Origin of the sequence: Hymenobacter sp. 15J16-1T3B (genome assembly GCF_020711235.1) — a bacterium.
Lineage (GTDB): Bacteria > Bacteroidota > Bacteroidia > Cytophagales > Hymenobacteraceae > Solirubrum.
This window is the reverse complement of record NZ_JAJFAV010000002.1, coordinates 404,808-427,935: the sequence shown is the minus strand read 5'-3', so window position 1 is coordinate 427,935 and position 23,128 is coordinate 404,808. Positions and strand designations below refer to the sequence as shown.

The window sequence follows — 23,128 nt, the reverse complement described above, 5'->3', positions numbered from 1 at the left end:
ACCCCACCCCATGCCTTCGCCCTCCCTCACCGTTTTCATCGTCGAAGACAACGCCTGGTACAGCGAACTGCTGGCTTACAAACTCTCGCAAAACCCGGATTACACCGTGCGGCAGTTTGCCTCGGGGCAGCAATGCCTCCAGCATCTAGCCAGTGAAACGCCGGACCTGATTACCCTGGATTACTCCCTGCCCGATGCCTCCGGCGAGCAGGTCATGACGCAGCTGCGCGAGCGGCTGCCAGACGTGCCCATCATCGTCATTTCGGCCCAGGAAGACGTGAGCACGGCCGTCGACCTGCTCAAGAAGGGCGCCTACGACTACTTCGTGAAGGAAGCCGACACGGCCGAGCGCCTGTGGTTCAGCGCGCAGAAAGTCGGGGAGCAACTGGCTTTGCGCCGCGAAAACGCCCAATTGCGCCAGCAAGTCGGCCAGAAGTTCGACCCGGCCCGCTCCATCGTGGGCACCAGCCCCAAAATCAAGGAGCTGCTGGGCCTGATCGAGAAGGCCGCCCGCACCAGCATCACCGTGTCGCTGAGCGGCGAAACGGGCACCGGCAAAGAACTGGCGGCCAAAGCCATTCATTACCAGTCGCCGCGGCGCGAGCAGTCGTTCGTGGCCGTCAACGTGGCCGCCGTGCCGCGCGACCTGATTGAGTCGGAGCTGTTCGGGCACGAAAAGGGCGCTTTCACCGGGGCCGTGACGCGCCGCGTGGGCTACTTCGAGCAGGCCCACGGCGGCACGCTGTTTCTCGACGAAATTGCCGAGCTGGACCTGAACCTGCAGGCCAAGCTGCTGCGCGTGCTGCAGGAGCGCGAACTGATGCGCGTGGGCGGCACCAAGCCCGTGCCCTTCGACGCGCGCCTGATGGTGGCCACCCACCGCGACCTGGGCGAGGAAGTGAAGGAAGGCCGCTTCCGCCAGGACCTGTACTACCGCCTGCTGGGCCTGCCCATCGTGCTGCCGCCCCTGCGCGAGCGGGGCGCCGACGTGCTGCTGCTGGCCGAAACCTTCCTGCGCGAGTTCTGCCTGCAAAACTCGCTGCCGCTGCTGCGCTTCTCGGAGGCGGCCCGCCAGAAGCTGCTGCAGTACCCCTTCCCCGGCAACGTGCGTGAGCTGAAGGCCGTGGTGGAGCTGGCCGCGGTATTGGCCGAGAGCGACACTATCACGCCCAAGGACCTTTCCCTGCGCAACACCCTGCACCCCGAAGCCGAAGCCAACGGGCAGGAATCCTTGCGCGAGCAGGTAGCCGGCATCGTGCAACGCCACCTGGATGCGCACAATGGCAATATTTTGCAGGTGGCGCACGTGCTGAAAATCGGCAAGTCCACTATTTACCGTATGATTCAGAACAACGAGGTGCGGGTGCGCTAGGCAGCGGCGCCGCGGCGCCCTATTCCGTGCTGTAGTTATGCGTTCCGAATCCGCCCGCCTTAGCCGTCACCAGTTGGTCCGCGTCCGCCGCTGGGCCCAGGACCGCCACGCCCGCCAGCAGGCCGAGCAGCAACTCGCAGCCGCGCAAGCCCAGCTAGAGGCCCTGCAACAGCAAGTGGAGCAGCAGCGCACGGCCACGGCCGCCCAGCTGAGCTTGCTGCTGCAAACCTTGCCCACGGCCGTGCTGGCCGAAACGCCGACGCGGCAGGTGGCCCTGGCCAACCAGCTCCTGTGCGACCTGCTGGGCCTGCCCGATCCACCCGCGGCCCTGCTGGGCCAGCACACGGCGGCGGTGCTGGCCCGCGCCAGCAACCCGCCCGCCGACGCGGCGGCCTTCGCGGCCTGGGCGGAGCGCGCCATTGCCGACCCCGCCCGGGCCGAGCAGCAGAGCTTCGACCTGCGCGACGGACGCGTGCTGCAGGGCCATTATTTGCCGCTGCACCAAGGACCGGCCGTGGCCCTGCACCTGTGGAACTACGAAGACGTAACCCGGCAGCACCACGCTCAGCGGCGCATTCAGCAGCTCTCGGAGCTGTCGGAGCAGAGCCCGAACCCCATCCTGACGGCCGACCTGCAGGGCGAGCTGCGCTACGCCAACGCCGCCGCCGGCCCCGTGCGCGCGGCCCTCGCCGACCCGGCCAACCAGGAAACCGCCGCCTTTCTGCGCCGCCACATTGCCGAAGCCATAGCCGAGCAGCGGCCCCGCACCACGGAATACCCGCTCGACGGGCACTTTTACATCTGGACGGTGGTACCGCTGCCGGCCCAGGGCGCGGCCAACGTGTACCTGACCGACATCAGCGTGCGGCGCCGGGCCGAAGCCGAGTTGCGCCGCAGCCAGCTCTTGCTGGCCCGCATCAACGATACGCTGCCCACGCTGGTGTTCTTGTACGACATGCTGCAACGGCGGCTGCTCTACTGCAATGACCAGTCTGAAGTGGTGCTCGGCTACGCCCCCACCGAGCTGCAGCGCCTCGCCCCCGGCGCCATGCGCATGCTCATGCACCCCGACGACGTGCCCACGCTCCTGGGCATCTTCGGCCGGTACTCCACGCTGGTTGACGGCGGCCTGCTCGAAGCGGAAGTGCGCATGCTGCACCGCGACGGGTCGTGGCGCTGGCTGCTGATCAAAATCACGGTATTCGACCGCGACGACATGGGGCGGGTGCGGCAGGTGGTGGGCTCGGCCGAAGACGTGACCGAACGGCGCCGCGCCACCGAGGAACTGGCCCGCAGCCGCCATTTTCTGGCCCGCGTGTCCGACACGGTGCCCAACATCATTTACCTCTACGACCTGCAGGAAGGCCGCAACCTCTACTGCAACCAGCAAGTGGTCGGCGTGCTGGGCTATTCCGAAGGCGACCTGCAAGCCATGGGCCCCGGCATGTTCGGCCATTTGGTGCTGCCCGAAGACCAACCGGTGCTGCAAGCTCACCGCAACGCCTTGCGGCAAGCCGGCGACGGGGTGCTGCTCACCACCGAGTACCGCCTGCGCCACCGCAACGGCGCGGTGCTCTGGCTGCGCGTGCGCGAAAGCGTGTTTGCCCGCGACGCCGCCGGCCGCCCCCGCGAAATCATCGGCTCGGGCGAGGACGTGACCCAGCAGAAGCACGACGAGGACGAGCGGCAGCGCGCCCGCGCCCGCACCGCCGAGCAAAGCCGCTTGGTGCGGCAGGTCATCGACTCGGTGCCGCACCTGGTGTACCTCAAGGACGCCGACGGCCGCTACGTGCTGGCCAACCAGGCCACGGCCGACCTGTTCGGGCGCACGGTGGAAGACCTCATTGGGCGCACCATCGAGGACCTGCACGAAAACCCCGACACGGTAGCCCGCTACCACGCCCAGGACCAGCAAGTCATCCAGACCGGGACGCAGCTGGCGGTGGAGGAAATCTTTTTGCGCGCCGACGGCGAGGTGCTCTGCTTCCACAGCATCAAGCGGCCCTTCGTGCAGAGCGACGGGGAAGTGCTGGTGCTCGGCGTCGACAGCAACATCACCGAGCTCAAGCGCGTGCAGCAGGCCCTGCGTTCGGCCAAGGACGCGGCCGAGGAAAACGCCCGCGTCAAGCAGGAGTTTCTGGCCAACATGAGCCACGAAGTACGCACCCCGCTCAACGGCATCCTGGGCATGGCCGGGCTGCTGGCCCAAAGCCCGCTCGACACGACCCAGGCGCACTACTTGGCGCTGATCCGGCAATCGGCCGACCACCTGCTGGTGGTCATCAACGACGTGCTGTCGGCGGCGCAGCTGGGGGCGGGCAAGCTGCGCCTGGAATACATTCCGTTTGACCTCCACGCCCTGCTGCGCGACATGCTCGACAGCCAGCAGCTGCGCGCCGCCGAAAAGCAGATTGGCCTGCGGCTGGAGCTGCCGGCGGCCCCGCCGGCCCTGGTGCTCGGCGACCCGCACCGCCTGCGCCAGATTGTGCTCAACCTGCTCGGCAACGCCATCAAGTTTACGGCCCAGGGCCAAGTCACGCTGCGCGGCCATTGGGTGGCCGACGGCCCCGAGGCGGCTACCTTTCACCTGGCCGTGCAGGACACCGGCATCGGCATTGCCCCGCACCAGCTGGCCCTCATTTTCGAGCCGTTTACGCAGGCTTCAGCCAGCACCGCCCGCGAGTTTGGCGGGTCGGGGCTAGGCCTGAGCATTAGCCGCGGGCTGGTGGAGCTGCTGGGCGGCCACATCTGGGCCGAAAGCACCCCGGGCCAGGGCAGCACCTTCCACGTGGAGCTGCCCCTGCCGCCGGCGCAGCAACCCGCCGCGGCCGCCCCGGCTGCGCCACCGGCCGCGGGCAGCCTGCCGCCCTGCCGGGTGCTGCTGGCCGAAGACAACGCCGTGAACCAGCTGCTGGCCGCCACGCTGCTGCGCCGCTGGGGCGCCACCGTGGACACGGCCGTCAACGGCCTGCAGGCCCTGGACCTCTTCGAGCGGCAGCGCTACGACGTGGTGCTGATGGACATTCAGATGCCGGGCATGGACGGCGTGACGGCTGCCCGCCACATGCTGGCCCACCCCGACGCCGCGCGTGCCCGCACCCCCATCGTGGCCCTGACGGCCCACGCCCTGCCCGGCGAAGCAGCCCGCTGCCGGCAGGCCGGTTTCGTCAGCTACATTTCCAAACCGTTTCAGGAGGCCAAGCTGCTGGCCACGCTGCAGCAGCTAGTGGCCCAGCCCGAGTCCGCGCCGCCCACGCCCTATGCCGAGTCCGCCGAAGCCCCGCCGGCGGTGGCCGAACCGGCCGCGCCGCTGGACTTGGCTCCGTTGCGCCGCCTCGCCGCCGATGACCCGGGCTTTCTGCGGCACATGGTCGGCCTGTTTGCGCGCACCACACCCCCGGTGCTGGCCCAGATGCGGCAGCACTGCGCGGCCCAGAACTGGCCGGCGCTGGCCGACAACGCTCACTTTCTAAAAAGCTCGGTGGGCGGCCTCGGGCTCAACGGCCTGCTGCCCGCCCTGCGCGAACTGGAAACCGCCGGCCACGCGGGCGCACCGGCGCCCGACCGGCTGCGGCAGCTCACTGAGCAGGTATGCACCGCCTTGGAACGGGTGATGGAGCAGCTCGGCCGCGAATACCCGGGCAGCTGAGGGCGCGGCTGTGCCACCCGGCGGCGGATTTCGCGTATGCACGCCCGAACTCCCTTCTCTCTTCTTCCCGCTCTGTATGTTCCGCCCCCGATTCTGGCTGCTGGCCCTGTTGCTGATGCTCACCCTGGCCACCAGCTGCGCCCGCCGCCGCGCCAAGCGCGAAGCCGCCACCAGCACCGCCGTCGAGCCCCGCTCCGCCGAGGAAATCCGCCGCGAAAACGTGCGCGACTTGGCCGCCGTCATGGCCGATGAGCTCAAGCTGCGCGACGACCAGACCCAGCGCATCCGGCAGGTGCTGGCCACCACGGTGGAGCAAGTCAACGCCGCCCAAGCCCGGTTTGGCACCGACAAAGCTGCCCTGGGCAGCGCCCTGCGCCGCATCAATACCACCTCCGAAGGCCAGCTCAAGCAGATCATGACGCCGGCTCAGTACCAGCTCTACCAGCAGCGCAAACCGCAGATTCAGCAGAAGCTGCGCGAACAGCGGGCCGGCAACTAAGCGTCCTCATGCCCCGCATCCGCACCTGCGCCTTGCACTTCGCCCCCGAACGCAGCCGGAACGCGGCCGGTAAACACGTGCGCGACGGGCTCTCGTCGGTGCTGCTAACGGGCGACAACCTCTGGCTGGCCGGCGACGAAAGCGCCACGCTGGAACGCCTGCGCCGGCAGCCCGACGGCTCGTTTGGGCAGCACGCTTCGTTTCGGCTGGCAGATTTGCTGGACCTGCCCGGCAGCCAAGAGCAGGAAGTCGACCTCGAAGGCTTAGCCGAGGCCGGGCACTACCTCTGGCTGATTGGCTCGCACAGCCGCAAGCGCCAGAAGCCCGACCCCGAGCACCTCGACGCGCCTAAGCAGCTCGGCAAGCTGGCCGAGGTGGAGGCAGACGCCAACCGCTACCTGCTGGCCCGGGTGCCGCTGCTGCCCGACCCGGTTACCGGCAACTTCACGCTGCGGCGCACCGCCCCCGACCCCGACCGGCCGGACCGCTTGCTGTTTGCGGCGGCCCTGCGCCCCCGCGGCGGCGCCAACGAGCTGCTGCACCTGCTGCGCCGCGACGAGCACCTGGGTCCTTTTCTCCAGCTGCCCGGCAAAGACAACGGCTTCGACATCGAAGGCCTAGCCGCCGCGCCCGACGGGCGGGTGTTTGTGGGCCTGCGCGGACCGGTGCTGCGCGGCTGGGCCGTGGTGCTAGAGCTGCTGCCGCGGCCCGACAAGCACGGCCAGCTGCGCCTGGCCAAGCTGCCCGGCACTGCCAACCGCTACCACAAGCACTTCCTCGACCTGGGCGGCATGGGCCTGCGCGAGCTGCGCTTGCTCGACCGCGACCTGTACCTGCTGGCTGGCCCCACCATGGACCTCGACGGCACCATTGCCGTGTACTGCTGGCCCGACATGCTCGGCCCCCACGCCCGGCACACCCTGCACCACCCCGAGCGCCTGCAGCGGCTGTTCGACGTGCCGCACCGCGCCGGCCACGACCGCGCCGAGGGCATGGCCGTGCTCGACGAGCAGCACGTGCTCTGCGTGTTCGATACGCCCGCCGACGCGCGCAAGCCCGCCGCGGATGCGGTGCTGGCCGACATCTACACCCTGCCGAAACGAGCCAGGCCCAAGCGCGCAAAATAAAATCCGGTGAGCACGCCCGGGCTAGGCAACGTCGCCCGGCCCACCTGCATCTGACGCCCTGACTCCCGCCTGTTCGTGCCAGGCCGAAGTCCCGGTTTCACCTTGCACGGTTTGCTTACGACCATGCTCAAAACGCTTGTCGCCCCCTTGGCCTTTACGTTGCTGACTTTCGGCAGCGCCCACGCCCAAGCCCCGGCCGCCGAGCTGCAGGCCCTGACCAAGCAGCTCAACCGCCTCATGGTCGACCCCAAGCCCGAGGAGCCGGCGGAAGTGCTGGTGTCCCTGGCTAATTGCGGGGTGCGCCAAACCGTGCGCAAGTACCGCACCCCGAACAACCCCAGCTCCCTGAACATCTCCGTCGGCAACAGCAAAAACGGCAGCAGCTGGGACGCCAAGACCGACGCCAAGGTGGAGTTCGAGCTGAGCCTGGGCCTGGACTGGAGCGAAATCGGGGCCGTGAGCTACACCCTGATGAAAGCCGAGGCCAAGGACCCGGCCCACTACGAGCTAAAGCTACTGCGCCGCCCGGCGGCCCAGGGCGGCAGCAAGTCGGGCATCGACGCCATTACCCTGCCCCTCTACACCACCAGCGAAGCCGAAGTAAGCGACGTGGTACGCCGCCTGCGCTCGGTGCAGCGCCACTGCACCGGCCAGAAAGGCTAAGCCGCGCGGGCCGTCACTGAACGGCGGCCCCACGGCCGCCCCGCGGGGCGGTGCGCAACGCCCGCGGCGCATTCGCGTACCTTGCGGCCGTAGCAACCCGCCCCTATGACCACACCTACTCTGGTGCGCACCCCCGAGTCGCGCCACCGCATCTACTTCCAGGACTGCGACCAGCTGGGCCACCTCAACAACGCCCGTTACCTCGACTACTTCCTCAACGCCCGCGAGGAGCACGCCCTGCGCCACTACGCCCTCAACCTGGGCCAGCAGGCCCGCGAGCAGCGGGCCGCCTGGGTGATTACCAAGCACCAGTTGAGCTACCTCAAGCCCGCCAACCACGGCGAGCAGGTGCTCATCCGCACCCAGCTGATTCATTTCGATAACTCCCGCCTAGTGGTGGAAATGCAGATGCTCGATGCCGAGGGCCTGCGCCTGAAGGCCCTGCTGTGGTCGGAAATGGCCTACGTGAGCCTCACCAACGGCAAGCGCGCCGAACACACCGACGCGCTGATGGACCTACTCGACCAGCTCGACGTGGAGGACATCAGCTACGATGCCGACGGCTTCGATGAGCGCGTGCAGGAGCTGCGCCGCCATTTCAAGCAGCAGCGCAAGGCCGCCGGCCACCCCGACGAATAAGCCCCGCCCGGCGCCTCTGAAACAACCTCGCCGTGGATTTGCCGTTAAGCCAGAACCGGAACCAGCCCCCGCGGGTGGTTCCGGTTTTCGTTTCCACACCACCCCAAAACACTTACTACCATGAGCATTTTCGGCAACGACGCGCTGAAAGGCAAACACATAGCCGTACTGGCCACCGACGGTTTCGAGCAATCGGAACTGGAAAAACCCGTCAAAGCCTTCAAGGACGCGGGCGCCGACGTCGACATCGTGTCACTTAAGAGCGGCTCCATCAAGGGCTGGGACCAGAAAGACTGGGGCGACAAGGTCAGCGTCGACAAAACCCTGGACCAGGCCAAGCCGGCCGATTACGACGCGCTGGTGCTGCCGGGCGGGCAAATGAACCCCGATGTGCTGCGCACCGAGCCCAAGGCCGTGCAATTCGCCGCCGATTTTGTGCGCGCCGGCAAGGTAGTGGGCGCTATTTGCCACGGTCCCTGGCTGCTGGTGGAAGCCGACGTGCTGCGCGGCAAGAACGTGACGAGCTGGGCCAGCCTCAAAACCGACATCAAGAACGCCGGCGGCCGCTGGGAGGATTCCGAGGTCGTCGTCGACGGCAACCTGGTGACCAGCCGCAACCCCGGCGACCTGCCCGCGTTTAACAAGACGTTGATCGAGAAGATTGGCGGGAAGTAATTGCCGCCAAGCGCCTCACTCTGAAGGCAACCGCCCGACCGTGTAAGCGGCCGGGCGGTTGTTGTTTGCGGCCTACTGCTTATGGCACCAAGGCCAGCAGCGCCGCCGCAAAGCGGTGACTCAGCCCGTACAGCCCCGCATCAAACGCCAGCAGAAACGCGCCCTGCAGCAGCACCGACTGCCCAAAGCCGCGCAGCCGCTCGGGCCGCGCCTCCCCGGCCCGCGCCGCCCGGGCCAGCAGCCAAGCGCCGGCGGCGAGGTAGGCCACGTCGAGCCCCGCGTTCAGGAGCAGCAGCTTTTCCAGCTCGAACTGCGCCTGCAGGCTGGCGGCCAGCGTGCGGCCCGCCGCGTGCAGGGGCTGCGCCTGCACAATGCCCCAAGTGGCAATGAGCGCGTTGACGGCGCCCCAGGCCACGTTCATCAGGTGGAAATGGTGCCGCACCGTGCGCCGGCCGGTGCGCGCCACCAGCCACCCGCTCAACAGCAGATTGAGCAGGGCCCAGGCGCCCAGCAGGCCCATGCCCTGCTGGGTAAGTAATTCCCGTTGTTGGTTAAGGGCGTCGAGGGCGGCGCTGACGGCGGGCATGGCGGAGCGGTGAAAAAGCAGACCAAGGGAAGTCCTGAGCGGCCGTTCAAGGTAAGCAGCAACAAAGAAGCCAGCCCGGTGGGGGCTGGCTTCCTGAAGCGGGTGCAACGACGTTAGCGGGACAGGCTACTGCGAGAAGCCGAAGCCCACGTACACCTGAATCACGCTGTTCTTGATGTTGTCGATGCGGCTGTCGGGCGTCATCACGCCGTTTTCCATTTTCGGGTCGTTGTAGATGTCGCCCAGGCTCAGCACGTAGCGGCCGCCGATGCGGGCCGGCCCCACGCGGGCCTCGATGCCGCCCACGGCGCCGTAGTCCAGCGAGTTGTAGTTGCGGTCCGACAGGTTCACCGAGTTCTTGTTTTCCTTGGCGTTGACCAGCAAGGACACCTGCGGCCCCACGTGGAAGCTCACGTTGTCGACGAAGTTGTAGACGAACATCACCGGCACCTGCACGTAGTCGAGCTGGGTTTCGTACTTGGCCGTGTTCGGGGCGCCGGCGCTGGTGGTGCGGTACTGCGAAGCGGCTTTGTAGCCCTGCCGGCTGTAGAGCGCTTCTACCTGCAACGAGGTCTGGGGCGAGAAGCCGAATTGGGCGTAGGCCCCGGCGTGGAAGTTGTTGCGGGCCGAGAGGTCGGAGTAGTTTTTCTGCTCGGCGCCGCGGATGGTCGAGGCGTTCCAACCGCCTTTGAGGCCGAAGCCGTTGTTGCGCGAGTCCGGGGTGGTCTGATAATCCGACGATTTGCGGATGCCTTCGACCCCGCGTTGGGCAAAGGCGCTGCCACCGCAAAGGGCGCACAGCGACAAAATGAGTGCAATTTTTTTCATGACGAAAAGGCTTGATAGTTAGGCTACGCCGCCGTTTATCCTACTTAGGTTACAGCCGCATTAGCAGGGTTCTATACTAAAGCCAGCAGCCCCGGGTTGCACCGGTCCAGCTCGTTTCGAAAAATTTTCTTGACCCAGTGCTTGCAACGCATTATCTTACCAGATTAAGTTTGTGACTTCGGGCAACACCCCGTCCGGAGCGTTAGCTCAGTTGGTTTAGAGCACCACCTTGACACGGTGGAGGCCACTGGTTCGAGTCCAGTACGCTTCACAGCATCCCCGCTTCCTTCCCCGGAGGCGGGGATTTTTGCATTCACGCCCGGCGTGTTGGGCGGGAGAATACGGCGGATTACCGTGCTTCCCGACAAAAGCCCGGCAAAATAGCATGATATCATACCGTGGTTTTATATTGCGGGGTACTTCGGTACACCCGCTCCCTTCCACGCCTATTGCCTTCATGCTGACTCCTTACGACCTGCGGTCTGCCGTGGGACTGTACCACTATACCCGGTGGGTGCAGAACTACGTGCACGCCCTGCGGCCCCACCTCCTGCCCCAAGCCCTCACCCCTACCACCCTGCTCGCCATCTGCGAATGCACCTGCACCGCCCGTAGCCAGTCGCCGGCGCACGCGCACTGCGTGGCTGAGGCCGACCTGCCCATGGCCCGCGAGTATTTCTGCACCGTGGCCGACCAGGAGCTGCGCGCCACCGCTATTACGCCCAACTGAGCGGGTTCTTGCGGCCCCGCCCAACTATTTGCGGCTTTCCCGGTTACCACCTGTGCCGCCTTTTACCTCCAGCTTTCCTTGCGCCTGTATTTTGAGAACCGGGCCGGCCGCATCAGCGATGATCCGGCCGGCTTTGCCCGCCTGACTTACCACCCTGGTCAGCGAAGCGAAGACGAGCTGCGCGCCCTGCTCGGCCACGTCACGCGCCTGCTGGCCCGCCGTGCCGACGGCCGTTTGCTCGTCGACCAGCGCCTGATGCAGCCGTTTTCGGCCAGCGAGCAGCAGCACGTCATGCACCAGTGGATGCCCGCTGCCGTCGCGGATGGCGGCTACCGCTTCGGGGCCGTGGTGCAGGCCCACGACGTGTTTGCCCGCCTGGCTACGGCCTCTGTCACCACCCAGGGGCGCGACCTGAACCTGACCTACCGTTACTTCGACGACGAGGCGCCGGCCGTGGAATGGCTGCTGATGCAGCTCCAATGACGTAACCCCGGCCGCGGGTTTGCGGTTGTTGCTGCCTGTGACGCTTCCCCATCCGGCCCTGCCGCCCCATCTGCTGCCCGTGGCTTGGGCCCCGCTCTACGCCCACCCGCTGCCCGCTGGCCACCGCTTTCCCATGCTCAAATACGAGCTGCTGCCCGAGCAGCTGGTGCGCGAAGGCACGCTGCCCGAAGAAAGCCTCTTCGCTCCCACGCCGCTGCCGGAAAAATACATACTCGAAACCCACGAGGCGGGCTACTACCACCGCCTCGTGCAGGGCCAGCTCACGCGGCAGGAAGAACGCGCCACGGGGTTTCCGTGGTCGGAGGCGCTGGTGGCGCGCGAGGTGGCCATCCTGGGCGGCACGGTGCAATGCGCCCGGCTAGCGCGGCACACCGGCGTGGCCCTGAACGTGGCCGGCGGCACCCACCACGCCTTTGCCGACCGAGGCGAGGGGTTCTGCCTGCTCAACGACCAAGCCGTGGCGGCCAACTACCTGCTGCGCCACGAAGGCATAGCCAAGGTGCTCATCGTGGACCTGGACGTGCACCAGGGCAACGGCACGGCCGCGCTGTTTCGCCACGAGCCGCGGGTGTTCACGTTTTCGATGCACGGCGGCCGCAACTACCCGGCCCGCAAGGAGCAGTCGGACCTGGACCTGCCCCTGCCCGACGGCACCGACGACGCCACCTACCTGCGCCTGCTGGCCGACACGCTGCCGCGCCTGCTCGACCAGGAGCAGCCCGAGTTCGTCTTTTACCTCGCCGGCGCCGACGTGCTGGCCACCGACAAGCTGGGGCATCTGGCGCTGACCCGGGAGGGCTGCCGGCAGCGCGACCGGCTGGTGCTGGAGCTGTGCCACCGCCACCAGCTGCCGGTGGTGGTGTGCATGGGCGGCGGCTACTCCGAGCGCGTGGCCGACATCGTGGAGGCCCACGCCAACACGTTTCGGGTGGCGGCGGAGCTGTGGGGCTAGCCGCGGGGCTACTGCATTACCACCACTTCGAGGCGGCGGTTGCGGCCCTGCCCGGCCGCGCCGGGGTTGGCTTGGCCCATGCCCTGCAGCTCGACGGGCGCGGCCACGCCGTGCTCGCGCAGCCACGCGCCCACCGACTGAACCCGCTCCTGCGTCAGGGCCAGGTTTTTGCCTTCGTCGCCCTGCTCATCGGTGTAGCAGCGGATGATGAGTTGCTTGGCTTGCTGCTTTTGCAGCTGCCCGGCCAGGGCTTCCAAGGAATTGCCGGCCTGATCGGTGAGCTTGGCGTCGTTTGGCGCAAACAGCTGGTCGGTGGGCAGCGTGTAGGTCAGGCCTTCGGGCAGGCGGCGGCTGGCCAGCTCCACGCCGGCGGCGGGTTTGTTGTCCGATTGGCAGGCCGAAAAGCCCAGCAGGGCCAGGCTCAGCAGCAGTAGCGGTGACTTCATGAGGTGCGGGGTATGCCCAAAAGTACGGCTCAGGCGGCGTCGGACGAAGCGGCGGGCAGCACCAGCTGCCAGCGAAACGCCCAGCGCCAGCGCAATTCGTACCGCGCAATGCCCGCTTGCCGCAGCAGCCGCTGCCAGTCGTGGCGGCGGAAGGCGCGCAGCACCGACAGCGGCGCGTCGTGCTGCACGAGGTACGAGCCGCCCAACAGCCGCGTGAGCCAGCGGATGCTGTGGTAGGCCAGCGGGTGGCGGTGCAGGTCGTTCACCACGACGGCCACCCGCGCCTGCTGCTGCCACTGCCGCAGCAGCTGCACCAGCTGCTCGTCGGTGAAATGGTGGCAAAATAGGCTGCTGGTGATGATGTCGGGCCGGCGGCAGGCAAAATCGGCCGCGAAGATGTCCTGCTGCGCGAAGCTGATTTCGGCAAACCCGGCGCTGCGCTGGGCTGCGTAATCGACCATAAACGCGTTGGCATCGACGCCGACGAGCTCGACGGGCAGCTGCCGCCGCCGGGCCCAGCGGGCGAGGTGGCGCAGGGTGTCGCCGCCGCCGCTGCCCACGTCCACAATCTGCAGGGGCCGCGCCGGGCGTCGCCGCGCCAGCCGGGCCAGCGCGTCGGTCACCACCGCGTAGCCGCCCAGCCGGGTGTTGATGGTTTCCAGCTCGTCGAGGTTCTGCCGCAGCGCGTCGGAGGCCAGCGTCAGGTCGTCCATCAGCTCCGCCTTGTCGGAGCGCCGCGCGAAGTCAGGCATCAGATCAGGGTGTGAGGGTATTGGGTAGGCGTTTTCTTGGGCAAGAGGCTAGCAGTCGGGTATCGTCTGAACGAAACCCCTACCTACATACCCTGGCTAACTTACGCATATGCCACCCGCAGCAGCATGGCTTCCAGCGTCAGACCAGGGCCGAAGGCGAAGCTGAGCACCGGCGCGCCGTCGTCGGCCCGCAGCAGGTGCTGCTGCAGCTCGCGCAGCACAAAGAGCACCGTGGCCGAAGACAGGTTGCCGACCTCGTGCAGCACCTTGTAGGCGTGGCGGTTGTCGGCCGGCGTGAGGCCCAGCTCCTGCTCGATGGCCTCCAGAATGCGGCGCCCGCCCGGGTGAATAGCGAAGTGGCGCACGTCGGGCAGGCGCACGGGCAGGTGGCGCAGCAAGCCCTCGGTGAGCTTGCGGATGCCCTGCTTCACCAGCCGCGGCACGTAGCTCGACAGGGTCATTTCGAAGCCAAAGTCGTTGACGTGCCAGGCCATGTCGGCCTGCCCGTCGGGCTCCAGGCCGCAGTGAAAGGCGGCTAGCTCCAGGTTGGGGCGGCCGGCGGCGGGCTCGCCCAGCACCAGCGCCGCCGAGGCCCCGTCGCCGAACAAGGCGTTGGCCACGAGGTGGTCTTCCTCGGTGCGCTTCTGAAAGTGCAGGGTGCAGAGCTCGGTGCACACCACCAGCACCCGGCTGCGCGCATCAGCCCGGCAGAAGGCGTCGGCCAGCTTCAGGGCGTTGAAGGCCGCGTAGCAGCCCATAAAGTTCACGCAGGTGCGCTGCACGTCGGGGCGTAGGCCCAGGTGCTGCACCAGCTCGATGTCGAGGCCCGGGGCGTACATGCCCGTGCAGCTCACCGACACGAGGTGGGTGATGGTCAGCGGGTCGATTTCGGGGGCCTGGCGCAGGCAATCCAGCGCGGCTTCGGCGGCCAGGGGCAGGGCCTCGCGGCGGTACACCCGCATGCGGGCACCCACAGTGGGGAAGGGCTCCAGGTCGGCCGTGTTGGGGAAAAAGGTGTAAGCGCCTTCCGCTCGGCCGTAGTCGGGCAGCACGGTGTGGCGGTAGCCGATGCCCGACATGCGGTAAATGGCCCGCAGCTTGCGCGTGCCCGCTTCGTCCATTCCGTGCGCGCGGGCCATGAATTCGGCAATCTGCGGCTGGGAAAGCCGGTGCGCCGGCGTTGCCGTGCCGATGGCGCTGAGGTAGCTGGTGGTCATGCAAGGACAGTATACGGAAAAACTGCCCAGCTGGACCTGGCAATGCGCCATTGCCCCGGAACAATACCACGCGCGGCCGTGCCGCCCGGCTCAAAACGCCCGTCCGTGCGTCTGGCGCATCAAGGCTTGCACCACGGCCGGGGCGTGGCGCAGCGTGCCCACCACCGCATCGGTGAGGCGCGGGCCGCCGAACAGGCCCTGCACCCAGCGCCCCACGCGCAGGCGGCCCGCAAAGTGTCGGTGCCAGTCGCGGGTGTAGGCCGCTTCCAGAGCCGGGCGCGTCAGCTCCCCGCGCAAGAAGGCATCGGTGTGGCCGACGGCCAGGGCCGCGCCGTGCATGGCCATGGCCATGCCATTGCCGCAGAGCGGGGTGATGAGGCCGGCCGCGTCGCCGCACATGAGCACGTGCTGCTCCACGCAGGTTTTAGGAGCGAAGGAAATTTCGTTGATGACCTCGGGCGCCGCGTACAGCCGCTCGGCTTCCGTGAGCACGCGCCGCAGATGCGGGTTCTGGCTCAGCACCTCCGCTTCCAGCGCCGGAATGCTGCCGTGGCGGCGCAGCTGCGCGCGGGTGGTGAGGTAGCAGAAGCAGTAGCGCCCGTTTTCCACCGCCGACAGCCCCGCGTAGCCGTCGGCGAAGTTGTGCAGGGCAATCAGATCCGGCGGAAAGTCGAGCCGCAGGTGGTACTTGACGCCCACATAGGGCGAGCGTTGCCGGAAAAAGGCGCGGTCGAGCTGCCGGTCGAGGGTGGCGCGCTTGCCGTAAGCGCCCAACACCACGCGGGCCGTCAGCGCCTCGCCGCCGCTCAGCGTCACCGCAAACCGGTTTGCGGCGGCCTCGAACTGCACATCGGCCGCAGTGGAGCCGAGGCGAAACGCGACGCCCCGCGCCGTGGCCCGCTGGTACAAGAATTCGTCGAGGGCGTAGCGGCTCACGCCGAAGCCGCCCAGATCGAGCGGGGCGCTCAGGCTGCGGCCGCCGGGCGCCGTCAGCTCGAAGCGGGTAATGCTAGCCGGCTGCAGGGGTGCCGGGTCGGCGCCGAGGCGGCGCAGGTAGGGCAGCACCTCATTGGAAATGTACTCGCCGCAGACGCGGTGAAAGGGGTAGTGCCGGCGCTCCACCACGGTCACGCGCCAGCCGCGCCCGGCCAGGTCGAGGGCGGCGGTCAGGCCGGCCAGCCCACCGCCGATAATTAGAATATCACAATCGACCTCGGCAGCAGCAGTCAACAAACAGGGGGGTTAAGCGAAGGAAAACGCCGGTTCAACCGGAAATATTGCGCGATTATCGGAAAGCTACTGTGCAAGCACTATATTTTGATAACTTATTTCAGAATAAGCCGTTACTTTTGCGGACGTTTCGTGTACCGACGCGGCGTCCGTCAGCTCCTTTCCCACTTCCGACGCCTTGACACCTTAGGCTTTCTTATGTCCAAACAGCTACTATACGGTTTTCTGGTAACTGCTTTTAGCTTGTGCTGCCTGCAAAGCAGTTTACCCGTAACGGCCGCCCCCGCCGTGCGCCAGAGCGCGCCCCGGGCCGCCGCCTCCCCCGACGAAAAGAGCATCGTGGTGTACCCCAACCCCAGCTCGGGCGTGGTGCACATTTCCGTTACCGGCTTTGAGGGTCGCAAGACCGAGCTGCGCGTGCTGAACGTGATTGGCACGGTGGTGTACCGCGAAACCATCACCGAACTCGACAACCGCTTTACCCGCACCCTGGACCTGGGGCGTTTTGCCAGCGGGCTGTACTACATCAAAATCGACGCGGACAACAACAGCGTGATGCGCAAGCTGGTGATTCGCTAGCGGTATTTGCTCTTTCAGCTTACGCGGGCGGCTTCTCTTCGGGGGAGGCCGCCCGCGCTGCGTTTGGGGCGGCCCATTGGTATGCGTCGGGCGCAAAAAAGCCCCGCGGGCGAACCGGCGGGGCTGACAATGCGAACAAGAAACCCAGGGCTAGCGGCGGGCGCGTACCGGGACCGGCTGGAGCTGAGGTTTGCGGCCACCCAGAAGGCGGTTGAGCAGCGCAGCCAGTTGTTCGGCGAGCGAATTCAGCGTCATGAAAGAGTACAAAAAAAGTGAAAGGCTATAGGCCAAAGTACTCACTTTAACTCAGCATGACCACTACTAGTTTCCTTTTTTTCGCCCAACTAGGGTTTCTGCACCCAGAAGGCTGGTTACCACCCGGTGAGCGTCGCGGCCGGCGCCGCCCATCAAGGCCGAGCTGCGGCTGTCGAGCCAGGGCAAACCGAGGAAGGCCAGCCCCGGCACCGGGCTCAGGCCGCGGTGGTGCTGGGGCTGCCCGTCGGCGTCGAGCACGGGCAAGTCGAGCCAAGAATAATCGGGGCCGTAACCGGTGGCCCATACCACGGCCGCCAGCGCGGGAGTAACCGCTGCTTCGCCTTGCAAGCTGGCGGCCGCCGCGCCCCGGGCCCGGCCGATGAAGTGCACATTCGCAAAGCGTCGCAGGCGCTGCAGGTCGCCGGCCACCACGGGCTCGGGCTGCCGCCGCATCCAGCCGCCAAGCAGGCCGTGGCGCGAGGCGCGCATCAGGCCGGTGGCTTCCAGCGCGGCCCACATCAGGGTGTTGTTGGGCATGGCGCCGGTGCGCGCGTCGAAGGCCGCGTAGACGGCGCGGCCCGCGGCGGCCAGGTCGGCGGCAATCTGCAGGGCCGAGTTGCCGCTGCCGACCACGGCCACCGGCCCGGCGGGCAGCTGGGCGGGGCGGCGGTAGGCGCTGCTGTGCAGCTGCACCACGGCCGGGGGCAGCTCGGCGGCCCAGGCGGGTACGCGCGGCGCGGCGTAGCCCCCGGTGCACACAATTACGCGCCGGGCCCGGTAGCGCGTGCCGGCGGCCGTGCGAGCCTCAAAACCTTCCTTGGCGGAGCCCAGGTGCACCACGGCTTGGTTGAGGTGAATAGCAAAGTCGAAGTACGCGGCGTACTGGCGCAGGTATTCGGCGGCTTCGTCCTTGGTGGGGTAGCGCCGCGCCGCGCCGGGCCAGGGCAGCCCCGGCAGCCCGCTGGCCCAAGCCGGCGAAAACAGCCGCAGCGAGTCGTAGCGCGTGGCCCACTGCTGCCCCACCGCCGCGGCCGCGTCGACGAGCAGGCAGGCCACGCCGGCGCGCTGCAGGTAGTAGGCCGCCGCCAGCCCGGCCTGCCCGGCGCCGATGATGAGCGTGTCGGTGTGGTACTCGGCGGGGGCGGGAACGGTGGTCAGGGGCATGGCGCGGCGGTGATTAACCGCAAAGGAACGGCGAAAAGCGCACGCGTCCTTGCGCCCGCCCCGGCCGCGGGCGGACGGTCTAGCGGCGGCTTTCGGCCATGTCTGGCGCCCGTTGCGTGAGGCTGCGGCCATCGGCCGCCAGATCCGCCTTCAGGTGCTGGGCGGTGTGGTGCGCCAGGGCCATGATGGTGAGCATGGGGTTGACGCCGCTGCAGGCCGGGAAGGCCGAACCGTCGGCCACGTAGAGGCCGCGCAGCTCGTAGGTTTCGCCGGTGGGGCTGGTGGGGTGGTCGGCGCGGCGGCCGCCCATGCGGCATGTGCTCATCTGGTGGGCGCTGTAGAGGGTGAAGCGGTTGGGCGCCCAGTTCAGGCCGGGTAGGCCGTCGAGCACGGCCAGGTTCTGAATGCGGCCCTGCTCCACCCGCAGCGTGGGCAGGGTGCCGTGGGGCAGCAGCACGGTGTGGGCGCCGGCCGCGGCGTGGATTTCGGCGGCCGCGCGCACCCCGGCCAGCATACTGGCCCGGTCGAAGGGGCTGAGGCGGTAGCTGATCAACGGCTGGCCCTGCCCGTCGACGCGCACGCGGCCGCCGTCCCGGTCGCGCGTGAGCACGATGAAGGAGCCCAGGTGCGCGGCCTGCAGCATCAGGCGCTTGTGGGCAGCGCCGGAAGTCCAGGGCAGGGTCATGGCCATGAGCCCGAGGTGGGCCGGCGGCGTCTCGATTTTGGCGCCGAAATTGGAGCCACCGAGGCGGGTGCAGGCGTCGTTGACCACCGACATGCTCGGGCCGTACCAGGGCTCCACTGGGGCAGGGTAAATGCCCGTGACGGCCACCGTGGGATGCAAGTGCAGGTGCAGGCCCAGGTGCGGGTGGCGCAGGCCGCTGCGCAGCAGCAGGGCGGGAGTCTGAATGGCGCCGCCGGCCACCACCACACGCCGGGCCTGCACGGTCACGCGCACGCGGCGGCCGTCGGCGGCGGTGTGCCAGGCTTCGGCGCCGGTGGCGCGGCCCGCCTGCCGGGTCAGGTGCGTGACCTGGGTGTTGGGCAGCAGGCGGGCGCCGTGCTGGGCGGCGGTTTTCAGGTAAGTGTTCAACGTGCCCTGCTTCACGCCGTACTGGTCGCCGAAGGTGCTGTAGCCCAGGCCGCGGAAGTGCTGCTCCGACTCGTCCAGCCCCAGCTCGTTGCGCGGAATCAGCCGGGTGGGCTGGCCCAGCCGGGCCGAGCCCTCGAGCAGCGCCTGGTTCTGGCCGTTGTGGCGCGCGTAGTCGGTGTTGACGTGCAGGGCGGCCGTCACCGCGTCGAGGCTGGCCTGGAACGAGGCCTGGGTGAAGTGGGGCGCCTCGTGCTCCTGGGCCCACTCTTGCAGCACGTAGTCGGGCGTGCGGAAGGCGCCGGCCCAGTTGACGGTGGTGCCGCCGCCCAGGCAGGAGCCGGCCAGCAGGGTCACGCCGCCGTCGGTGGTGCCCAACGTGCCGCGCGCGTCGTAGAGCTGCCCGATCATCTCGGCCTCGCGCTGGGTGAAGTCGCAGCCGTGGCAGTACGGGCCTTTTTCGAGCACGAGCACGTCGTGGCCCGCGGCGGCCAGCTCGCCGGCCACCACGCCCCCGCCGGCCCCGCTGCCGATGACGAGCACCTCGCAGCTGTAGGTGACGTCCTGCGCGGGCTGCAGCGTGGGCAGCGGGCGCGGGGTGTCGGCCAGGGCTTCGGAACCGCTGAGCGGACCCGGGTAGCCGGTGGCGGCCCAGGCAGGATTGGGCGCGGCGGGCGTGGAGTCGGCGTAAAAGAGAAAGGTGAGCAGCTTGCGCAGGGCCTGAAAGCCCTGGCGCAGCGGCGGCAGCGGGCTCTGCGCCCAGCGCTGCAGCAGCTTTTCGCGCTGGGCCGGCGGCAGCGCCACGAAGCGGCGCGGCGGCCCGCCCCAGCTCAGGCCCAGCAGCGGGCTGTCGAGCAAGGCCAGCAACTGGGCAAACTGCTGCTGCAAGGCGGTGGGCTGCGCCTCGATGGCGGCTTCCAGCAGCTCCAGTCGCAGGCCCGCGGAGCCGGCGCGCTGCCAAAACTCAGCGGCGGGCGTTTCGGCGGGCAGGCTGGGAATAAACGTATCGGCGAGGGCGAGCAGCAACTGCTGCCGGGCGGCGGTGAGCTTCATGCGGCGGGTGGGAAGACAGGTGCGGACGGCGCCGGGCCGGCCGCGGGCATAGGGCTAGAAAAGATACGCAATCGAGCCGATAAGCTCGGCATGCCGACTAGTTTTTCCGCTTTGCTGGGCCCGCCTTTCGCGCTGAAGGCCGCCGGGCGGGCTCCCGGCGGCGGGCAGGGATTGGCGGGCCCCGGGTTTATCTTTGGCTCCGATACCCTTTTTCCCGCTTCCCCGCCGATGATTCGTGTTGCCTCGTTTGTTTTGACGCTGTTTTTGGCGGTGGGCCTGCTGGGCTGCGGCAGCAAGAAAGCCGACCCGCAGCCGGACGCTCCGCTCGACCCGAACAACCACGTCCTCATCGAGGAAAACAACGGCACGGCGTATTACCTGAGCGACGTCAGCGCCACCGCCTCGGCGCCGGGCCCGGCGCCGGCGACGCTGCGCGTCTGGGTTATCAGCGGCAAGCTCAAGGACGGCCGCCTGCTGCGCCTGCAGTTCAACCCCGAAAACAGCGGCAGCCCGCGCGGCCGGGCCGAGGACTTCAGCAGCGTCACCCTCGACAACGCCGCCGCTTCGCAAACCAACGGGCAAGTCAACTACCTCTCGACCGACAACACCATCAGCGGCGCGTTCCTGGTGTACTTCGGCCTTTCGCACCGGATTTACGGCTCGTTTCAGGGCCTGAAGCTGTAAGCACCAGTCCGCTTGCCCGGTTCAGCCCGCGCCCCGGCGCCGCAGTTGGCGGCCGGGGCGCGGGTCGTTTCTAGCCCAGGTATTTGAGCAGCAGATCCACCACGCGCTGCACCTTGGGCGTGTAGGGCGGGTAAAAGAGCTTGATGCCGGTGGGGCCCACCCGCTGGCGCAGCACGGCTTTTTCGTTGGAAAAGGCGAGGAAGCCGTAGTGCCCGTGCGCCCGCCCGATGCCGCTGTTGCCGGCCCCGCCGAAGGGCAGCTCCAGCTGGCCCAGGTGAATGATGGTGTCGTTCAGGCAGGCGCCGCCGGCGGGCACGCGCCCGAGCAGGTAGCGCTGTGCTTCCGCGCTGCGGGCAAATACGTACAAAGCCAGCGGCCGGGGCCGGGCGTTGACGAAGTCGGCTGCTTCCATCAGGGTGCGGAACGGCACCACCGGCAGCAGCGGCCCGAAGATTTCCTCCCGCATCACGGCGCTGTCCGCGGGCACGTCGGTGAGTACGGTGGGCTCGATAAAGCACTGGCTTTGGTCGACACCGCCGCCCAGGGCCACGGCAGCGCCGCGCTGTTGGGCGTCTTCGAGCAGGCCCGCGAGGCGCTGGAAGTGGTGGCCGTTGACGATGCGCGCAAACGACGGGGAGGCCGCCACGCCCGCGCCGGCGGCGTCGTAGAAGCGGCCCAGCACCCCACGGATTTCCTCAATCAGCGGCTCCTGCACGCTCTCGTGCACCAGCAGGTAGTCGGGGGCCACGCAGGTCTGGCCGGCATTCACGCACTTGCCCCACACCAGCTTTTCGGCTGCGTCGCGCAGGTCGGCGGAGGCGTCGACGATGGCCGGGCTCTTGCCGCCCAGCTCCAGCGTGACGCTGGTCAGGTGCTCGGCGGCGGCGCGCATCACCACCTTGCCTACCTGCGGCGAGCCGGTGAAGAAAATATGGTCGAAGGGCAGGGCCAGCAGGGCGGTGGCCACATCCTTGCCGCCTTCCACCACCGCCACTTCGGCCGGCTCGAACACCTCCTGCACCAGCTGGGCCAGCAGCCGCGACACGGCCGGCGTCATTTCGGAGGGCTTGAGCACGCAGCAGTTGCCGGCCGCCAGGGCCGATACCAACGGGCCCACCGCCAGGTAAAACGGGTAGTTCCAGGGCGCCATGATCAGGGCCACGCCTTTGGGCTCGTACTGCACCCAGGACGTGGTGCCGAGCAGGGCCAGCGGGGTGCTCACGCGCTTGGGCGCCATCCACTGCTTCAGGTGCTTGAGCGCGTGGCGGATTTCGGCCTGGGTAGCGTAGAGCTCGGTCACGTCGGTTTCGACGGCGGGCTTGCCGAAGTCCTGGTGCAGGGCCTGCTGCACGGCCGCGCGGTTGCGGATTATCCACTGGTGCAGGCGCTGCAGGCGGGCGGCGCGCTCGGCCGGGGCCTCGCGGCGCAGCACCTCGCTGCGGACGCGCTGCCGCTCAAGTAGCGCGGCCAAGTCGGTCGTTTCGGTGGGGGGCGGGGGGGCAGCGGGCGTGGGCATGGCGGGAACGGAGCGGAAACAGAACCTCCTAAAGTAAGTTGAAATCGGCGGGTGCGCCGCCGCGCCGGCATAGTTACCGGCGCAGTTCGGCCACGCGGCCGCGGCCGTTTGGCCACGGGGTGGCACCGGCCGCCGCGCCGCGTCGTATCTTACGCGGACCACCGCACCTCTCCGCTTTCGAGCATGACTAGCCTGCCCCCGTTGCTGCAGGGCGCCCGCGTGACGCTGCGCCCGCTCACGCCCGCCGACAAAGACCTGTTTTACCAGTGGGCCGTGCGCTCCGACGCGACGCCGTTTATTTTCAACACCGCCGACGACGCCCGCCTGCCCAGCTGGGAGCAGCTCTTCAGCGACTACCAGCCGCACTACTTCGACCCGTCCGATCCGGCGCAGGGCCAGTCGTTCGGCATCCTGGCCGAGGACCGGCTCATCGGTCAGGTCAACTACGACGGCATCGACCCGCTGGACAATTCCACGGAGCTGGACATCTGGATTGCCAGCAGCACCGATACCAGCCGCGGCTACGGCACCGACGCGCTGAATACGCTGGTGGAATACCTCTTCCGCGAACTGGGCGTGGAAGTCTGTACCATCGTGCCGGCGGCCTCCAACACCCGCGCCGTGCGCACCTACGAAAAGGCCGGCTTCCGGCTGGCCCGCGAGGTCACGCACAACCAGGTGCGCTGGCTGCACATGGAGCGGCAGCGGCCGGCTTCCTAAGTTATGCACAAAGTTTTCCACAGCCTGTGCATTACCGCCCGAGCGGGCACCCTAGTGCGCCCAGTATCAGTGCCCTAGGCAGGCAGCACGGGCCGCCCACGCTGGCGTTTGCGGCGTACAAACCCGCGGTTGGGCTTCCGGATGTGGCGCGGCGGTTGTAATTTTAGTGCCAGCGTACCGGCGCGGCCCGCCCGCGGC

Annotated in this window: 22 protein-coding genes and 1 tRNA gene; 14 read left to right on the top strand and 9 right to left on the bottom strand. The window is 68.0% G+C overall.

Annotated elements, in window-relative coordinates:
• Window positions 1-10: 10 nt before the first annotated feature.
• The 7 genes from LJ737_RS05165 to LJ737_RS05135 all read left to right on the top strand — a co-directional run bounded on the left by LJ737_RS05165 (window position 11) and on the right by LJ737_RS05135 (window position 8,624).
• Window positions 11-1,372 (top strand): sigma-54-dependent transcriptional regulator, encoded by a 1,362-nt coding sequence (locus LJ737_RS05165; protein WP_227763483.1) that lies wholly within the window; start codon window positions 11-13, stop codon window positions 1,370-1,372.
• A gap of 37 nt (window positions 1,373-1,409) precedes the next feature.
• The gene (locus tag LJ737_RS05160) at window positions 1,410-5,021 is read left to right on the top strand and encodes a PAS domain-containing hybrid sensor histidine kinase/response regulator (protein ID WP_227763481.1); all 3,612 of its coding nucleotides are present in this window, start codon (window positions 1,410-1,412) and stop codon (window positions 5,019-5,021) included.
• Between the two features lie 76 nt (window positions 5,022-5,097).
• Window positions 5,098-5,520 carry a hypothetical protein gene (locus tag LJ737_RS05155; protein ID WP_227763479.1) on the top strand — a complete coding sequence of 141 codons (423 nt, stop codon included), beginning with the start codon at window positions 5,098-5,100 and terminating at the stop codon, window positions 5,518-5,520.
• A gap of 8 nt (window positions 5,521-5,528) precedes the next feature.
• Window positions 5,529-6,647: a DUF3616 domain-containing protein gene (locus tag LJ737_RS05150; RefSeq protein ID WP_227763477.1), complete on the top strand. Its 1,119-nt coding sequence runs from the start codon at window positions 5,529-5,531 to the stop codon at window positions 6,645-6,647.
• A gap of 123 nt (window positions 6,648-6,770) precedes the next feature.
• Window positions 6,771-7,310: a hypothetical protein gene (locus LJ737_RS05145; RefSeq protein WP_227763475.1), complete on the top strand. Its 540-nt coding sequence runs from the start codon at window positions 6,771-6,773 to the stop codon at window positions 7,308-7,310.
• Window positions 7,311-7,415: 105 nt separating this feature from the next.
• On the top strand, window positions 7,416-7,949 hold the full coding sequence (locus LJ737_RS05140) for an acyl-CoA thioesterase (RefSeq protein ID WP_227763474.1): 534 nt from the start codon (window positions 7,416-7,418) through the stop codon (window positions 7,947-7,949).
• Window positions 7,950-8,069: 120 nt separating this feature from the next.
• Entirely contained in the window at window positions 8,070-8,624 is a 555-nt protein-coding gene (locus tag LJ737_RS05135) for a type 1 glutamine amidotransferase domain-containing protein (protein ID WP_227763472.1), read from the top strand.
• A gap of 79 nt (window positions 8,625-8,703) precedes the next feature.
• Here the strand turns inward: LJ737_RS05135 and LJ737_RS05130 are convergent, their stop codons facing one another.
• Together LJ737_RS05130 and LJ737_RS05125 are read right to left on the bottom strand one after the other, a co-directional pair.
• Window positions 8,704-9,210 (bottom strand): DUF6992 family protein, encoded by a 507-nt coding sequence (locus tag LJ737_RS05130; RefSeq protein ID WP_227763470.1) that lies wholly within the window; start codon window positions 9,208-9,210, stop codon window positions 8,704-8,706.
• Between the two features lie 126 nt (window positions 9,211-9,336).
• The gene (locus tag LJ737_RS05125) at window positions 9,337-10,038 is read right to left on the bottom strand and encodes a porin family protein (protein ID WP_227763469.1); all 702 of its coding nucleotides are present in this window, start codon (window positions 10,036-10,038) and stop codon (window positions 9,337-9,339) included.
• 196 nt (window positions 10,039-10,234) lie between these two features.
• Between LJ737_RS05125 and LJ737_RS05120 the strand changes: the two genes are divergently transcribed.
• The 4 genes from LJ737_RS05120 to LJ737_RS05105 all read left to right on the top strand — a co-directional run bounded on the left by LJ737_RS05120 (window position 10,235) and on the right by LJ737_RS05105 (window position 12,224).
• Window positions 10,235-10,309, top strand: a tRNA-Val gene (locus tag LJ737_RS05120).
• Between the two features lie 186 nt (window positions 10,310-10,495).
• Entirely contained in the window at window positions 10,496-10,768 is a 273-nt protein-coding gene (locus LJ737_RS05115; protein ID WP_227763467.1) for a hypothetical protein, read from the top strand.
• Window positions 10,769-10,846: 78 nt separating this feature from the next.
• Window positions 10,847-11,251 carry a hypothetical protein gene (locus LJ737_RS05110; RefSeq protein ID WP_227763465.1) on the top strand — a complete coding sequence of 135 codons (405 nt, stop codon included), beginning with the start codon at window positions 10,847-10,849 and terminating at the stop codon, window positions 11,249-11,251.
• 70 nt (window positions 11,252-11,321) lie between these two features.
• Window positions 11,322-12,224 (top strand): histone deacetylase family protein, encoded by a 903-nt coding sequence (locus LJ737_RS05105; RefSeq protein WP_227763678.1) that lies wholly within the window; start codon window positions 11,322-11,324, stop codon window positions 12,222-12,224.
• An 8-nt stretch (window positions 12,225-12,232) separates the two neighbouring features.
• Here LJ737_RS05105 and LJ737_RS05100 read toward each other — a convergent pair whose 3' ends face one another.
• From LJ737_RS05100 to LJ737_RS05085, 4 genes are all read right to left on the bottom strand, one after another.
• Window positions 12,233-12,670 (bottom strand): OmpA family protein, encoded by a 438-nt coding sequence (locus tag LJ737_RS05100; protein ID WP_227763464.1) that lies wholly within the window; start codon window positions 12,668-12,670, stop codon window positions 12,233-12,235.
• A gap of 29 nt (window positions 12,671-12,699) precedes the next feature.
• The gene (locus tag LJ737_RS05095) at window positions 12,700-13,422 is read right to left on the bottom strand and encodes a methyltransferase domain-containing protein (RefSeq protein ID WP_227763462.1); all 723 of its coding nucleotides are present in this window, start codon (window positions 13,420-13,422) and stop codon (window positions 12,700-12,702) included.
• Between the two features lie 101 nt (window positions 13,423-13,523).
• Complete coding sequence (locus tag LJ737_RS05090; RefSeq protein ID WP_227763460.1) at window positions 13,524-14,639, bottom strand: type III polyketide synthase; 1,116 nt, start codon at window positions 14,637-14,639, stop codon at window positions 13,524-13,526.
• 90 nt (window positions 14,640-14,729) lie between these two features.
• On the bottom strand, window positions 14,730-15,872 hold the full coding sequence (locus LJ737_RS05085; RefSeq protein WP_227763458.1) for an NAD(P)/FAD-dependent oxidoreductase: 1,143 nt from the start codon (window positions 15,870-15,872) through the stop codon (window positions 14,730-14,732).
• A gap of 195 nt (window positions 15,873-16,067) precedes the next feature.
• Between LJ737_RS05085 and LJ737_RS05080 the strand changes: the two genes are divergently transcribed.
• Window positions 16,068-16,448, top strand: a complete 381-nt coding sequence (locus LJ737_RS05080; protein ID WP_227763457.1) for a T9SS type A sorting domain-containing protein — start codon at window positions 16,068-16,070, stop codon at window positions 16,446-16,448.
• Between the two features lie 321 nt (window positions 16,449-16,769).
• Here LJ737_RS05080 and LJ737_RS05075 read toward each other — a convergent pair whose 3' ends face one another.
• On the bottom strand, window positions 16,770-17,867 hold the full coding sequence (locus tag LJ737_RS05075) for a flavin-containing monooxygenase (protein WP_227763456.1): 1,098 nt from the start codon (window positions 17,865-17,867) through the stop codon (window positions 16,770-16,772).
• Between the two features lie 79 nt (window positions 17,868-17,946).
• Window positions 17,947-20,010, bottom strand: a complete 2,064-nt coding sequence (locus LJ737_RS05070) for a GMC family oxidoreductase (RefSeq protein WP_227763455.1) — start codon at window positions 20,008-20,010, stop codon at window positions 17,947-17,949.
• 228 nt (window positions 20,011-20,238) lie between these two features.
• Between LJ737_RS05070 and LJ737_RS05065 the strand changes: the two genes are divergently transcribed.
• Window positions 20,239-20,694 (top strand): hypothetical protein, encoded by a 456-nt coding sequence (locus LJ737_RS05065; RefSeq protein WP_227763453.1) that lies wholly within the window; start codon window positions 20,239-20,241, stop codon window positions 20,692-20,694.
• A 70-nt stretch (window positions 20,695-20,764) separates the two neighbouring features.
• On the opposite strand, the gene LJ737_RS05060 is transcribed toward LJ737_RS05065, so the two are convergent.
• The gene (locus LJ737_RS05060) at window positions 20,765-22,210 is read right to left on the bottom strand and encodes an aldehyde dehydrogenase family protein (RefSeq protein WP_227763451.1); all 1,446 of its coding nucleotides are present in this window, start codon (window positions 22,208-22,210) and stop codon (window positions 20,765-20,767) included.
• A gap of 183 nt (window positions 22,211-22,393) precedes the next feature.
• Between LJ737_RS05060 and LJ737_RS05055 the strand changes: the two genes are divergently transcribed.
• Window positions 22,394-22,930, top strand: coding sequence for a GNAT family N-acetyltransferase (locus tag LJ737_RS05055; protein ID WP_227763449.1), 537 nt, complete (start codon window positions 22,394-22,396; stop codon window positions 22,928-22,930).
• The last annotated feature ends 198 nt before the right edge of the window (window positions 22,931-23,128 follow it).